We start from the raw sequence: 14,938 nt of genomic DNA, 5'->3' as shown, positions 1-14,938 counted from the left end.
AGGCTTTGCTGACACTTGAGCAAAGCAAATCGCTGGAGAAACATCACGACCGGCTGCAGCTTAGTGTCAAACAGCGCCCTAGGTTAGGGGATACTTGATTTTAACCGTTTTTGAGCCTCCACCGATGACTGATCTGATGCAAAGTTCTAAATCCTTACTTGCCCCGGCCTTAGCGCACAGCCGATACCTTCAGCAACTACTGCTCCGCCACCCCCATCTGGCCGAAGAAACAGCCGAGCAACTTGCCCAGCCTTACACCCGGCAGATGATGGAAGAACAGCTAAGCCAGCTGTCCGGCATGGACGATCAGGCTTTAAAACAACGCTTACGCCGCTTACGCCAAGCCGTTATGGCCAGACTGATCAGCAGAGAGCTGGCCGGGTTATCTGATCTGACCGAAGTGATGCACAGCATCAGTGATTTAGCCGAGGTTACGCTGGCCACCGCTTTGGCATGGGTATCGCAGCCCGACGCTCGTTATGGTCAGCCCATTGGCGAGGAATCTGGGCAGGTGCAGGAGCTCATTATTGTGGGCATGGGCAAATTAGGCGGGCGTGAGCTAAATGTCTCATCAGATATTGATCTGATCTTTATTTTCCCCGAAGACGGCCAAACCACTGGGCCGCGCAAAATCAGTAACTCTGAATACTTTGCCCTGATTGGCAAACGCCTGATTAATCTAATTGGCGAAATCACCGAAGATGGCTTTGTATTCAGAGTGGATATGCGGCTGCGCCCATTTGGTGATGTAGGCCCGCTGGCCTGCAGTTTTGCAGCCTTAGAAAGCTATTTACTCACCCAAGGCCGCGAGTGGGAGCGTTATGCGTGGATCAAAGCCCGCGCACTCTCTGGCGATGAAACCGGGCTGATGCAAATGGTGACGCCTTTTGTTTACCGCAAATATCTAGATTACGGCGCGTATCACTCCATGCGTGAGCTGCACAGCCAGATCCGCCGCGAAGTCGCCCGCAAAGACAAAATCGACAATATTAAGCTGGGGCCGGGCGGGATTCGTGAAATCGAATTCATAGGCCAAGTTTTTCAGCTGATACGGGGCGGGCGCAATAAAATTTTACAGCTGCGCCCAACAGTAGCCATTCTGGATGAGCTGGCCCAGCAAGGCATACTTACCCACGCCGCCGTAGCAGAGTTGCAGGAGGCTTACCGCTTCTTACGTAATACCGAACATCGCTTAATGTATCTGGACGACGCACAAACCCAGATGCTGCCTTTAAATACGGAAGATCAGGCCCGCATCGCGCACAGTATGGGGTTTGCACAGTGGGAGCAATTCAGAGAGCAGCTCACAATTCACCGCAGCCGCGTCAACCAGCACTTCGAGCATGTATTTGTTTTGCCACCGGACGAGGGCGAAGCCCATCCGCAAGCCGCCATCTGGCTGAGCGCACAGGATGGCGACAGCACCGATCTGGCCACGCTGGGCTTTGAAAACCCGGATGAAATCAACCGCCGGCTTGCCGCAATGCAAAGCAGCAGCCGCTATCAGCAAATGCCAGACCGCTGCCGAAAACGCATCGACAGCATTCTGCCACCTTTAATCGAAGTAGCCGCCAGTTTTCATAATCCTGACGCTACGTTCACCCGTATTCTCGATTTACTCGAGGCCATCAGCCGCCGCGAATCCTACCTTGCCCTACTAGCCGAGCACCCGCGCACACTCAAGCGACTTGCCAGCCTCTATAGTGCCAGCCCATGGGTTTCGCAGTATCTGACCCGCCATCCTATTTTGCTGGATGAGCTGCTCGATTTTCGCTTACTAGAAGAGCAACCAGACTGGCCAAAGCTTGGCAAAATTTTGCGCCAGGAGTTAAAAGATTTAGACGATGACACCGAAGCCAAAATGGATTGCCTGCGCCATTTTCAGCATGCGCAGGTATTCAGACTGGTGTGCCAGGATTTAGACGGCTTGCTGGTTTTAGAAACGGTATCTGATCATTTATCTGATCTGGCCGATTTAATGCTCACCGTTACGCTTGAGCAAGTCTGGCAAGAGCTGCCGAACAAACACCGCAGTCACCCGCAATTTGCGGTCATTGGCTACGGCAAACTGGGTGGTAAAGAGCTGGGTTTTGCCTCAGATCTAGACATCGTTTACCTCTTTGATGATGATCACCCCAACGCGCCCGAAGTCTATGCCAAATACGCCAAACGCGTGGTGAACTGGCTGACCGCGCTGACGCCCGCCGGCCATCTTTACGATATTGATTTGCGCCTGCGCCCCAATGGCACATCGGGCCTGCTGGTTTCCAGCATTGGCGCATTTGCACAGTATCAACGCGAATCGGCATGGGTATGGGAACATCAGGCGCTGACCCGCGCCCGCTACTGCGCCGGTGATCGCATTGTGGGCAATGCTTTTGAGGCCATACGCGAAGATATTTTGCGCACACCCCGTGATTTAGCCAAGCTGCGTGAGGAAGTAAAAACCATGCGGGAGCGCATGCTGGAAACGCATCCGGCACATGCAGAAGATGTAAAACATGTGCGGGGCGGTATTGTGGATATCGAATTTATTATGCAATACCTGATTCTTGCCCACGCCAGTGCGCATCAGGATTTTTGCCTTAACAGCGGCAATATCGCTCTGCTGACCACCGCAGCCCGGCAGGGATTAATCCCTCTGGAAGCGGCTCAGCTTGCCGCAGATGGCTATCGGGAATTACGCCGCCTGCAGCATAGCAGCCGCCTGAATGGCACTCAGCTGACAAGCAAAATGCTGACCCCTATTCAGCCACAACTGGCCGCAGTGCGCCTACTCTGGAAAACACTATTCGGGGAAGATTAAAACAAGACGATAAAAGACGGGCCAAACATCAGCCCGTCGGATTCCTTTTAAAAACAACGCTATATTTGATGTTCATTGGCGCTTACATCTGGGAACGCAGCAAAGCTGACCGCTGCAGCGCCATTAGGCAGGTAATCCGCCAGCAAATACGCCTCTTCGCGTATCCGCCCCATCAGTGCCACAACGAGATCCGGCTGCAAGCTTAATTCAAACCAGAATTCTTTACGCCAGACAGGATTAAGCCCCACATCGCCCCCCGGCTCCAGCTCGCTCACCGACGCCTGACGAAATGCAAAACCCAATGCAGCTAAAAAGTCAGCAAACTCGGGCCCGCTATCGCTCACCTCCAGCACAAACGCGGCCATCCCCGGCGCCACTTGCTGTAAATTTACATAAATATGGGTATGAAAAGGCAGCTGCACCGTTTGCATACACTGGGTGCAAAAAAAACCGGAACGCGGCGCATATTCGCTTTCATCTGCATAGGTATCAGCAATTGGTAAGACGGGATGCCCGCAACTATGATACGAATCCACACTAAACCTTTCATTAGAAAGCAATAAATATAATGATACGCTTTCATACCAGCGCTGGGGCAAAAAAAAAGCACCTGCATTTGCAGGTGCTTTTTAGTCGAAGCGATGCAGATCAGCTTGCTGCGACTTCAGCCTTCTGACGCAAGCGGATATGCAATTCACGCAGTTGTTTTTCATCCACGCTATTGGGTGCATCGGTCAGCAAACACTGTGCGCGCTGGGTTTTAGGGAAGGCGATCACGTCACGGATAGATTCCGCACCCACCATCAAAGTCACCAAACGATCCAGACCAAATGCTAAACCACCGTGCGGAGGCGCACCAAACTGCAGGTTTTCTAACAAGAAGCCAAATTTGTTTTGCGCTTCTTCAGCATCAATTTTCAGTGCGCGGAATACTTTGGATTGCATTTCTTCGCGGTAAATACGAATCGAGCCACCACCAATTTCAGAGCCGTTTAGCACCATATCGTAGGCTTTAGCGATACATGCGCCCGGATTGTTATCCAGCATATCTTCGTGGCCGTCTTGCGGTGCAGTAAACGGATGGTGACACGCGGTCCAGCGATCGGCTTCTTCGTCGTGCTCGAACATTGGGAAATCAATCACCCACATTGGCTTCCAGCCTTGAGCAAAGTAGCCGCCCGCCTCGCCTTTCTCGTGACCAATCTTGATACGCAATGCGCCAATCGCCTCATTCACTACCTTAGCTTTATCTGCACCAAAGAAAATCAGATCGCCATCCGTTGCACCGGTGCGGGCGATAATTTCTTTCAGCGCGGCTTCAGACAGATTTTTAACAATCGGAGATTGCAGGCCTGAGTGCTCGTCATTGCTCAGTTTAGTAACATCGTTCACTTTAATGTAAGCCAGACCCTTAGCGCCGTAAATCGCCACAAACTTGGTGTACTCGTCGATTTCCTTACGGCTAAGTGCAGCACCACCCGGTACGCGCAAACCTACTACGCGGCCATTGGCCATTTCTGCAGCAGAGCGGAATACTTTGAATTCTTCCGTCTTCATCAGATCGGTCAGCTCAACAAATTTCAAAGTCACACGCAGATCAGGCTTATCCGAGCCATAGTAATACATGGCATCGGCGTAAGTCATGCGCGGGAAGTCGGTCAGCTCAACGCCAATCCCTTCTTTAAACACGTGCTTGGCCATCGATTCGGTGATGTCCATGATTTCGTGTTCGTTCAGGAACGAGGTTTCGATATCGATCTGGGTGAATTCCGGCTGACGATCAGCACGTAAATCTTCATCGCGGAAGCACTTCACAATTTGGTAGTAACGATCAAAACCCGCCACCATCAGCAATTGTTTAAATAGTTGTGGCGATTGTGGCAAAGCAAAAAACTGACCATCGTGCACACGGCTAGGCACCAGATAATCGCGTGCGCCTTCTGGTGTGGAGCGGGTCAGCATCGGGGTTTCGATATCAATAAAGCCACGGCTGTCCAGGTAATTACGGATCAGCATGGCGATGCGATAACGCAGGCGCAGATTTTTTTGCATGACCGGACGACGCAGGTCAATCACGCGGTTTTGCAGACGTACGTTTTCAGAGAGATTTTCATCATCGATCTGGAACGGTGGGGTGACTGCGGTATTCAGAATTTTGATTTCAGTGGCCACAATTTCAATTTCGCCAGAAATCAGGTTTTTATTGGCTGCGCCTTCCGGACGGGCACGCACCAGACCGGTGATTTCCAGAACATATTCATTGCGGGAGGAATCCGCAGTAGTAAACGCTTCCGGGGTATCCGGGTTGATCACAACCTGTACCAAACCTTCACGATCACGCAGATCGATAAAGATCACACCACCATGATCACGGCGACGATGCGCCCAACCTTTAATGGTGACGGTTTGCCCGAGGTAACGGCTGTCAATAAGACCACAGTAATCTGTACGCATTTAGTTTTCTCTTTGATTTAATCAGTGTTGATCATGCTGGCAAGTGATTGAAAAAGCCAAGGATAAGAAAAAAAAGCCCTGAGCGAAAAACGCAATCGCTGCAAAGCATTTTTAACGCCATCTTTGGCTTTGTAACGGATTAAACCGTCTTGCCGGGTGTAACCACACCCATCGAAATAACATACTTTAAAGCTTCATCGACGCTCATATCCAGCTCGATCACGTCGGCCTTTTTAACCATAATAAAATAGCCTGAGGTGGGGTTAGGTGTTGTGGGTACATAAACACTCACATAATCACCATCCAGTACGGCGGCCACTTCCCCTCCCGGCATTCCGGTCATAAAAGCAATCGTCCAAGCATCCCCGTGAGGAAAACGCACAAGCAGCGCCTGACGAAACGCTTGGCCGGAATCAGAAAACAAAGTATCTGAAACCTGCTTCACGCTGCTATAAATTGAACGCACGATGGGAATGCGGTTAAGAACTTTTTCCCCGACCTGCAATAAGCGCAGGCCCAGCACATTGGTCGCAAACACACCCGTCAGCAGTAATACAACGACGGTCAGAATCACGCCAAAACCAGGAATATGATGCGAGCCCACTAAAAAGGGAAACGATCCCTCTAAAGCCTGCAGCAGCCATGAATCCGGTCGCATTGAAGTAGGTAATAAAGCACCGATCTGATCCATCGTGCCAATAATCAGCTGCAAGACCCACAGCGTGATAGCCAAAGGCACCCACACTAATAAACCTGTCAGTAAGTATTTTTTGAAATGCGTCATCAGCATGGATTTATTAAGCATCCGTGGGCGATTTAGACGAAGGTCCACCTTTAAAATCGGTCACATACCAGCCGTTCCCTTTCAATTGAAAGCCAGCCGCAGTCAGCTGCTTTTCATAAGAGGATGCATGGCAGGCAGGGCACACGGTAAGCGTGTCATCCGACATCTTCTGAATATGCTCGTCAGAATGACCGCAAGCAGCACAGCGATAAGCATAAATAGGCATTACGTGTAAGCTCACACAAAAAACACGGATTATACCGCGTATAGGCACACTGATCGAACCCGCAGAGGCTGAGAAAGCATAAAAATTTTCACCACAAGCACTCTTAAGGCTACAGATCAGCCCAGCGGCGTAATAAATTGTGATAGGTGCCTGTCAGCGAAGTGGCAATATCGTGCGATCCGCCCTGCTGGCGCAACTGGCGGATGGAGGTGTCCAGATCAAACAATACCGCCCGCTCGCCCACATCACGCACCATGCTTTGAATCCACATAAATGAAGCCAGCCGCGCACCACGGGTAACCGGCTCCACCCGATGCAGGCTGGTGGACGGATATAAAATCATGTCGCCCGCAGCCAGCTTTACCTCATGCACACCGTAGGTATCTTCGATCACCAGCTCGCCACCGTCGTAATCCTCTGGCTCAGCAAAAAACAACGTGGCCGATAAATCCGCACGGATACGCTCTTGCGTGCCAAAAATCCCCTGCACGGCATTATCAATATGATTGCCTAAATCCATGCTGTTTTCGTAGCGGTTAAATTGCGGCGGCATCACGTAGCTGGGCAGCGCGGCAGAAAAAAACATCTCATTGGCATTGAGCGCCTGCAAAATAATCGCCCCCAGCTCTTTTGCCAGCGGGCTGTCTTTTGCCAGCTGCTCATTGCGTTTCACCGACACGGATAGCGTGCCCGAAGTCATTTTGCCATCCTGCCACTGAGCCGTTTCCAGCCGCTCCCGACAATAAGCCACAGTCTGCGCATCCAGCACCTGAGGAATATGCAACAACATATAACAAATCCTTTAATCAAACTCAAAATGCAAAAAACCGCCACGCAAAAATAGCATGGCGGCTTGACTTAGCGCACGATTAACACACTGCTTTAAACATTAAGCAGCACAGGCGCCTTTAACAAAAGATCAGAAACGATAGCTGGCTGTTAAATGTGCTGTACGGCCTGTACCTGGCACGGTAAAGCCGCGATAGAGCCCTTCATAGTGGGCAGTGTCAAATAAGTTATTAACATTCAACTGCACACTGTAATCACGGAAGCGGTACTCACCCATGGCATCCCAGCGCGTATATTTAGGCAAGTAAACTGTGTTTTCTAAACTGGTATAACGCTTAGCCATCATATTAAAGCCCCCACCCACTTTCCAATTACTATCAATTTGGTAAGTGCTCCACATATTAGCGGTATAGCGAGGTGCATTATCTGCATCATTCCCTTCTACCGAAGGCTTACCTGTAGGTGCTCGCTCGTCAATGATTGGCTTCATCAGTGTAAATCCACCAAACACCTGCCAATTCTCACTAATACGACCTGCGGCCTCGACCTCTATACCATCGGTATGACGTCGGCCGGATAACAAATATGCTGAGTTTTGATTGCCATCCATATCTGTCTGACGTTCATTCGTTTTTTCTGTGCGAAATAATGCCGCACGTAAATTCAAGCCACCTTCAAGTAATTCCCAACGAGCACCCGCTTCAATATTGCGGTTTTTTTCTGGAGGGGTATTCACGCCCAAAGGATCCAGAGAGTAAGACTCTGCAGAAGGGTTGAAAGAAGTACCATATGAAATGTAATAAGATTGTGTTGCAGTAGGCTGAAATATCAAGCCAGTACGCCAGCTCATAACATTATCTAATCGTGACCGCGACGCCTGAGGCATAGCACCAGGTGCTTTATCTTCATAATCAGTATCTACCTTAAAGTGATCAAAACGACCACCAAGCAATACTTTCCACTGTGGATTTAGCTCAATTAAATCTTGAGCATACGCCGCGATAGTATCTCCATTCACCCGTGAAATGCTTGTTATAACAGGCGCAGGACAGCTAGTCACTTCAGCATGAGGGTTGCTATTTCCCACAGTAGTCGTAGGAAGAGTACATGCTCCGCCTCGAACAAAGTTATCTACCTTTTCACGCGTCAGCTCAAAGCCCAACATAACATTGTGTCGAAGGGTGCCGATGTCAAAATCCCATAACAAATCGGTCACATTTGAGTAAATTTCTTGATCGCGCATACGCAGCTTACGATTTCGCCCGACCACAGTGTCATCCGTCACTGGAGAAGTCGGTGTCGCAAGCTTTAAACCTGCTTGTGTAGCCCATAAATCAAGGGAGTAAATACCAATGCGCGTTGAGTTTTTCAGTAAAAGATTAGGATTAATACGATGCTGAATATTCAAACTAGCCACATCGGTTTTATTTTTTTCATAATCCACTTTCTTCAAACCATAAAACTGATCTACACGCTCAATCGGTTGCAATGTTGGCATGTAGTAAGGAACGCCATAGTCAGGAATATTGTTTTCCTGATAATGCATCAAAGAAAGAGTCACTTCAGTAGGCTCACCCAAACCCAAAACCAAAGAAGGCGCAACCCCCCAGCGATTAGTCTCCGCACCTTCACGCGTACTACCTGCCTTTTGCGCCATCACATTCACGCGTAACGCAGAATTATCACTCAAGCTCCGATTCAAATCTGCTTCACCACGGTAAAACGACTCCGTACCGATAGTCCCAGTAAATTGATTTAAATCACCACGAAAGGGTGTTTTGCTAACTTGATTAACAATACCACCGGTTGAACCGCGTCCATAAACCATCGAAGCCGGGCCACGCAACACTTCTACCGTATCGGTATTAAATGTATCGCGATTGTATTGCGCCGCATCGCGGAAATTATCTAAATACAAATCGTTAGACGCACCAAAACCACGCAAGCGCACGCCATCGCCACTACTGCCACCTTCAGAGGCATTAAAAGTAATTCCCACCGCATTTCGCAATGCTTCTTTCAAAGAATTGCTATCCTGGTCATTCATTAAAGAACGAGTCACGCTGGTAGTAGATTGCGGAATATCACGCGCGGCCTGTGGCGTGCGGCCTACGTGGGTCACAGGCGCGTTGTAGGTTTTATCGGTGTCTTTGGTGTTTTTAACATCGGCCTTTACTTCAACCGGTGCGAGCTTCACTTCGTCAATCGGTGCTGCATTTGCGCTCATCGCGCCAAATAATGCTGCAGCCGCAGGCAGTTTAGCCAGGTGGCGGATGGCCGATTTAGGCTTGTGTATCTCTCTCATGGGTAGGTCTTCTATTTTTTTTGAGTCAAAAAAAACGAAGGTCATCTGACCTTCGTCCGGTAAAACGTTCAGTCTTATGCTTAATCAGTTTCCGTCTGTCAGCAGGCCAATTTTCGTTAACCCTGCTTGCCTTGCTGCCGACATGGTTTGTGCAATCAGCTCGTAACGCACGCTTTTGTCCGCCAGCAAATGCAGCTCGGTCTGAGCATCTTTTGCTACGGCGGTTGCGAAGCGAAGCGGTAATTCATCCGCACGAACAGGTGTTTTTTCCCACTCAATCTGCCCGCTTGCCGTCAGCGTAACCCGCAGCACCGCAGGCGGTGTCTGGGTGACTTCTGCCTTAGCCTTAGGTAAATCAACCCGAATGGAATGCGTCATCACTGGCGCAGTTACAATAAACACCACCAGAAGCACCAGCATCACATCGACAAGCGGCGTCGTATTGATTTCTGACATCGGCGCGTTATCGCTTTGATCAAAGCCACCAAAAGCCATGCTTATTTACCTTCTTTTTCTACAGCGGCAGCGGTTAAAAGCTGAGCATGCAAATCATGTGCAAAACCATCAAGCCCCTGCGCAATCACCCGGTTAGCCCGCACAAAAGCGTTGTAAGCTACCACCGCGGGAATCGCCACAGCCAAACCTGCAGCCGTTGCCACGAGCGCTTCGCCGATAGGCCCGGCAACCGTTGCCAGTGATGCATCACCCTTGGTTGCAATAGCCACCAGCGCGTGATAAATCCCCCACACCGTGCCAAACAAACCTACGAAGGGCGACACCGAGCCCACCGTTGCCAGCCATGACAAACCCAGCTCTAGGCGCGCGTTTTCCTGGCTTAAGCGAGTGCGTAAAGTGCGGACCAGATAATCATCTAAAGACACAGCCAAACCCAATCCCTTGCCGGCATTGCTGCGGTAATGCGCCAAACCTTCCCAGCCGGCACGGGCCAGCTTGGCCTCAGGTGCAATAGCATGGGCAGCCAAGCCGGTGGCCTCATTCCAATCTGATGCTTTCCAAAAGCTGGCTAAAAAACGGGTTTGCCCGCGTTTAATGCGTAAAAGCAGGCTGCTGCGCAATAAAATCAGACACCAGCTCACCACCGACATGGTCAGCAGCAGCACAAAAACCGACACCAGAACAGGGTCACCCGAATGCCAAATTAACGCTAAATCCATTACAAACCTCTTTTAAATTACAAAATCCACAGGAACCATGGCACTCATTACAACCGGATTATCACCACGGCGGCCTGGCACAAACTTCCAGCGCTCAACCGCTTTTTTAGCGGCATCATCTAGGCGGCGATAACCGCTGCTGCGCGCTAATTCAACCTCAATAGGCAGGCCAGACTCACTGACCTTCACCCTGAGCATCACCCGCCCCTTTTCACCCAGTGCCATCGATTGAGCCGGGTAGGAAGGACGAGGATTTGCAAGATAGCTGGTATTAAATAATGGGGGGGTTTCAACAGGTACTTCATCCGAAACCTGCTTGCTGTTTTTACTGCCCGCCGTAGCCGGTGCAGGCACAGCCTCTGCGGGCGCCGCCGTTTGCGCAGCGGCAGCCATCTGCCCGACGGCCATCTGCTCGGGTGCTTTTATCGTTTCGGGCGTTTTACTCACTGTCTTAGCAAGCACTGGTTTTGCTGTTTGCGGCTTGATCACAGGGCGGGGTTTGGCCTGGGGCTTACTTTCAGGCTGCTTAACAACATCCTCTCCCATAGGAATGGGTGCAGGCGCAAGCAGCATGAGTACCTGCTTCGGCTTTGCAGGCTGCACTGACATCGTCGTTAAGCCATAAAGCAGAGCAGAGTGGCCGAGCAAAGCCACCGCAACAATGAGAGTTCTATTGATAATCATTCTCACACTTTAAACGAGAACAATTCTTCTTTCAAGCAATATTTACATTTCTGCACCGCACAAAAAGCCTGTCTACCAAGAGATTTTGCAATACTTACAACTAGGGTATGTTGACGTTTCATTCACAATTGCGCCGTGAATGAAACGTCAACATACCCTAGGCATTTGCAGACGAATCCCTTACATTGTCGGTGACTTCACTATTTTAGCCCTCTCAAAAAAGACCCACTGATGACCATATCAACTGTATTTAATGGTGCAGCATTATCAGCCAGCCTAATCATGGCCATTGGCGCACAAAACACTTTTGTATTAAGACAGGGTCTAACCAGACAACACATATTTCTGACCGCTCTGATTTGCTCTCTTTGTGATTTAGTTTTGATGTCGATTGGTGTGGCCGGCATGGGGCATGCGCTCAACACCATGCCCGATTTGCAGCGCTGGATGGCCATTTTTGGCACTGTTTTTGTACTCTGGTACGGCTTCAATGCATTTAAGAAGGCACTCCACCCCGATGTTCTAGGTGATGATCATCGTGAACGCGCCTTTGCCACACCGGGCAAAGTGATACTGGCGGGGCTGGCTTTTTCTTTGCTCAACCCTCACGCCCTGCTTGATACCGTGGTTTTGGTTGGCTCCATTGGCGCACAACAAGCCCCTGCCGAACGGCCTCTATTTGTACTCGGCGCGGTCGGATTTTCATTTGTCTGGTTTTTCTCGCTCGCCTATGGCTCCAGCAAGCTCAGCCACCTGTTTAATAAGCCATTAGCGTGGCGGATTCTAGATATTCTGATTGGCTTTATGATGCTGGCTATTGCTGTGTCCCTGATCAAAATGGCAGGCTTTTTTTAGTTGCAAAAAAACGGGCTGCTTAATAAATAAGCAGCCCACCTCTATCCTTAGCAGATCAATGTCTTAGATGACTTATCCACAATTCACACACGCCGCTATCCCCTTATTCTGTGAGCCGATTTGCCCCTGCCAGAAAATAACGATTTCGTCCCTGATGCTTGGCTTGGTAAAGGGCCTGATCGGCAGCCTGCACAAGGCAATAGGGATCAACCCCCTGTAGTGGCAAAACAACGGCAATGCCTGCACTTAATGTCACTACCTTCGCCACATCCGATGTCTGATGCACAATAGCCAGATTACGTACCTGATTTAAAACCGCCTCGACCACCTGTACCGCACCCTCCTGATCTGTACCCGGCAACACCAGCACAAATTCCTCCCCGCCGTAGCGCGCAGCAAAATCCCCAGGACGATGTAAAGCCGAGGCAATAGCCATAGCCACCCGCTTCAGGCATTCATCGCCCGCCTGATGACCAAAATGATCGTTATAACGCTTAAAGTAATCCACATCGAGCATCGCCAGCGCCAGACACTCACCCGCCCTTGCCCCACGCGCCCACTCCTGCACCAGCGTCTGATCAAATAAGCGCCGGTTAGCAATCCCTGTCAGGCCATCCAGATGGGCCAGCCTAGATAATTCCTGATTGGCCTGAGACAATTGCTCGTGGCTGCCACTTAAACTGGTCTGCACCGCCTCCAGCTCTTCAATGGTTTCCTGCATTTTTTGTTCATCTAATTTGTGCTGGGTTAAATCATGCAGCGTCGTGATAAAAACATGCGCACCATCAACTTCCACTTCGGCCAGCGCCATATCCATTAAAACTTCCACCCCCTCTTTATTAATGGCAACCACCTCGCGCATACCTTGCGTATCAACCCCCAGCCGCGTAAAAATCTCCCCTGCCAGGTTTTGCTGCAGATTCATTTCTCCCAAATGAGGAAATAATAAATTCAAGGACTTTCCTCTTAAATTATCGTAAGCAAATACTTTTAATGCCGCAGGATTAGCATCCAGAATCAAACCATTCATGCCCACAGAAAGCACGCAATCGTGCAGGCTATCCAAAATAGCTGAGGTGCGTGATTCATTTTGCTGCAATTTCATTTCGGCCATTTTTCGAACACTGATATCATTCGCAATCCCCATATAGCCGGTAATTTCACCCTGCTGATTGCGAACCACATTCATGGTTAATTCAACCGGAAAAGCATGGCCATCCCGGTGCTGATAAATCCAGTCGCGCTGGGTATAACGCATGGCTTGAATTGAAAAAACATCAGATCCAATTGGCAATGGCTCTCCCAACTCTTTTTCAAATTCAGCAATAAATAAACGGGCAGACTCTGCCTGATGAAAAACAGCGGGGGTCTCTTTTCCGATCAGCTCGCCCGCCTGATAGCCCAGCATTTCCTCTGCGGCCTGATTAAATAAGCGGATCGTATTTGATAAATCAGTGACAATAATTGCAGATCCTGCCGAATCAAGAATGGCCTGCTGCAAACTACTAAAAGTAGCCAGAGCCAGCTCAGATTGTTTTCGCTCACTGATATCGCTGGCCGTAAGCACTACACCGTTCGATAAGGCAACCACACTAAACAATAACCAGCAACTATTCCCATCAGGACCAATACATTCTTTTTCCTGCTGATATTTTGTTTTAGTAAAATACACATCACTGCACACATCAAATAAATAGCCATATGCAATACGATTTACTGCTTTTTCAAAAGACATTTTTGGCGTATCGTCTAAATGCAATTGCAAAAAATCAAATCCATTTTGATTCACTTCAGAAAAATCAAAATCAACCAGCTTCCAACTTTCATCTTTGATGGCTTCCAGCACATAAATGGCATCCACACTGGATTGAGTGGCCGCTTTAAATAACTCTTCACTCTTTTGCAATGCACGTTCAGTTTGTGCAGACAGCGTTACATCGTGCAAAACATTAATTGCACCAATTTGCTTTCCTGCAGAATTAAACTGCGGGCTGAAAGATAAATCAAAGACCCGGATTATTTTGTCATCCCCATGCAGAGCACGGCGAATCACAAAGCATTCCCCCTGCAAGACACGCCCCCAAAAAGTAATTAAATTAGATCTGTCTTCTTCAGATTTCAATTCGTAATGCAGCAAACAATCACGCCTTGCTACTTTCACCCCATACAACAAGAAAAACAGACTAGCAAAGCTTTGATTAAAAACACTGAATCTGAATTCCATATCAACAGCAACAATCGGATCATTAGAGCTGCTTAAGATGCTTTCTAATTCTTCTTTCATTTCTTTTTGTTCAACAAGCAAAGCAGAGCGTTCGGCTTCCTGTCGTTTTGACGCTGTTAAATCACAAATTAACGCTTGGCAACTCACATTGGCATAACCTGGCACAGGCAATAGTGATGAAGAAACCCAAACTACACGCCCCTCCCCCGGCAGGAAACGATACTCCACAACAGGAAGCTGCCCTTGCCTTGCTGCCGCATACATCGCAATCACCCTAGGGCGATCTTCCGGATGAATAGCGGACAACCAGCCTTCCCCCAAGGCTTGCTGCAAAGATAAACCAGACAATAAGCGCCATTTTTCATTCACATAGCAGCATTGCCCTTTTTGATCATTTAACAAGACGGCAAAAGCTGAGGCATCAAAAATAGCCGTATTACAATCCACCTTAGCGGGGGCCCTTAATGCCATAAAAAGCACACAGAGAAACAGATAGCCGGGCCATTGCAGAACATGAAAGACAAGCAACAGGGATAGCGCAATCCATGCCACTCCATCCCTCCATCCTGGCCTTCTGCCCCCTAACAAGAACTCAGCAACTTGCACTGCCCCTCCTTGCCCTTCAAGATCACCAGC

General features: G+C 49.3%; 12 protein-coding genes. 2 read left to right on the top strand and 10 right to left on the bottom strand.

Going from position 1 to position 14,938, the window contains the following annotated elements; all coding sequences use genetic code 11:
• Positions 1-124: 124 nt before the first annotated feature.
• Entirely contained in the window at positions 125-2,806 is a 2,682-nt protein-coding gene (gene glnE / locus DYD62_RS08535) for a bifunctional [glutamate--ammonia ligase]-adenylyl-L-tyrosine phosphorylase/[glutamate--ammonia-ligase] adenylyltransferase (RefSeq protein ID WP_233702892.1), read from the top strand.
• Between the two features lie 59 nt (positions 2,807-2,865).
• Here the strand turns inward: glnE and DYD62_RS08530 are convergent, their stop codons facing one another.
• The 9 genes from DYD62_RS08530 to DYD62_RS08490 all read right to left on the bottom strand — a co-directional run bounded on the left by DYD62_RS08530 (position 2,866) and on the right by DYD62_RS08490 (position 11,223).
• On the bottom strand, positions 2,866-3,237 hold the full coding sequence (locus DYD62_RS08530) for a hypothetical protein (RefSeq protein ID WP_132038616.1): 372 nt from the start codon (positions 3,235-3,237) through the stop codon (positions 2,866-2,868).
• Between the two features lie 217 nt (positions 3,238-3,454).
• Positions 3,455-5,260 carry an aspartate--tRNA ligase gene (gene aspS, locus DYD62_RS08525; protein ID WP_115226929.1) on the bottom strand — a complete coding sequence of 602 codons (1,806 nt, stop codon included), beginning with the start codon at positions 5,258-5,260 and terminating at the stop codon, positions 3,455-3,457.
• 139 nt (positions 5,261-5,399) lie between these two features.
• A complete protein-coding gene (locus tag DYD62_RS08520; protein ID WP_233702891.1) occupies positions 5,400-6,065 on the bottom strand; it encodes a DUF502 domain-containing protein in 666 nt (221 codons plus the stop codon).
• Positions 6,058-6,270, bottom strand: coding sequence for an FmdB family zinc ribbon protein (locus DYD62_RS08515; protein ID WP_099397209.1), 213 nt, complete (start codon positions 6,268-6,270; stop codon positions 6,058-6,060). Before DYD62_RS08515 ends, DYD62_RS08520 begins: the two co-directional genes overlap by 8 nt.
• Positions 6,271-6,379: 109 nt before the next feature.
• Positions 6,380-7,060 (bottom strand): Fe2+-dependent dioxygenase, encoded by a 681-nt coding sequence (locus DYD62_RS08510; RefSeq protein ID WP_115226928.1) that lies wholly within the window; start codon positions 7,058-7,060, stop codon positions 6,380-6,382.
• A gap of 129 nt (positions 7,061-7,189) precedes the next feature.
• Positions 7,190-9,286 (bottom strand): TonB-dependent receptor, encoded by a 2,097-nt coding sequence (locus DYD62_RS08505; protein ID WP_172476487.1) that lies wholly within the window; start codon positions 9,284-9,286, stop codon positions 7,190-7,192.
• Between the two features lie 162 nt (positions 9,287-9,448).
• On the bottom strand, positions 9,449-9,859 hold the full coding sequence (locus DYD62_RS08500; protein ID WP_099397206.1) for an ExbD/TolR family protein: 411 nt from the start codon (positions 9,857-9,859) through the stop codon (positions 9,449-9,451).
• Between the two features lie 2 nt (positions 9,860-9,861).
• Entirely contained in the window at positions 9,862-10,539 is a 678-nt protein-coding gene (locus DYD62_RS08495; RefSeq protein WP_115226926.1) for a MotA/TolQ/ExbB proton channel family protein, read from the bottom strand.
• Between the two features lie 12 nt (positions 10,540-10,551).
• Positions 10,552-11,223: an energy transducer TonB gene (locus tag DYD62_RS08490; RefSeq protein ID WP_115226925.1), complete on the bottom strand. Its 672-nt coding sequence runs from the start codon at positions 11,221-11,223 to the stop codon at positions 10,552-10,554.
• A gap of 231 nt (positions 11,224-11,454) precedes the next feature.
• Here DYD62_RS08490 and DYD62_RS08485 point away from each other — a divergent pair, with 231 nt between their 5' ends.
• Positions 11,455-12,078, top strand: coding sequence for a LysE/ArgO family amino acid transporter (locus tag DYD62_RS08485; protein ID WP_115226924.1), 624 nt, complete (start codon positions 11,455-11,457; stop codon positions 12,076-12,078).
• Between the two features lie 103 nt (positions 12,079-12,181).
• Here the strand turns inward: DYD62_RS08485 and DYD62_RS08480 are convergent, their stop codons facing one another.
• The gene (locus tag DYD62_RS08480; RefSeq protein ID WP_115226923.1) at positions 12,182-14,854 is read right to left on the bottom strand and encodes a PAS domain S-box protein; all 2,673 of its coding nucleotides are present in this window, start codon (positions 14,852-14,854) and stop codon (positions 12,182-12,184) included.
• Positions 14,855-14,938 lie beyond the last annotated feature (84 nt).

It is taken from the genome of Iodobacter fluviatilis, from assembly GCF_900451195.1.
Taxonomy (GTDB): domain Bacteria; phylum Pseudomonadota; class Gammaproteobacteria; order Burkholderiales; family Chitinibacteraceae; genus Iodobacter; species Iodobacter fluviatilis.
Note: the sequence above shows the minus strand (reverse complement) of the source record. Positions and strands in the feature narration are given on the sequence as shown.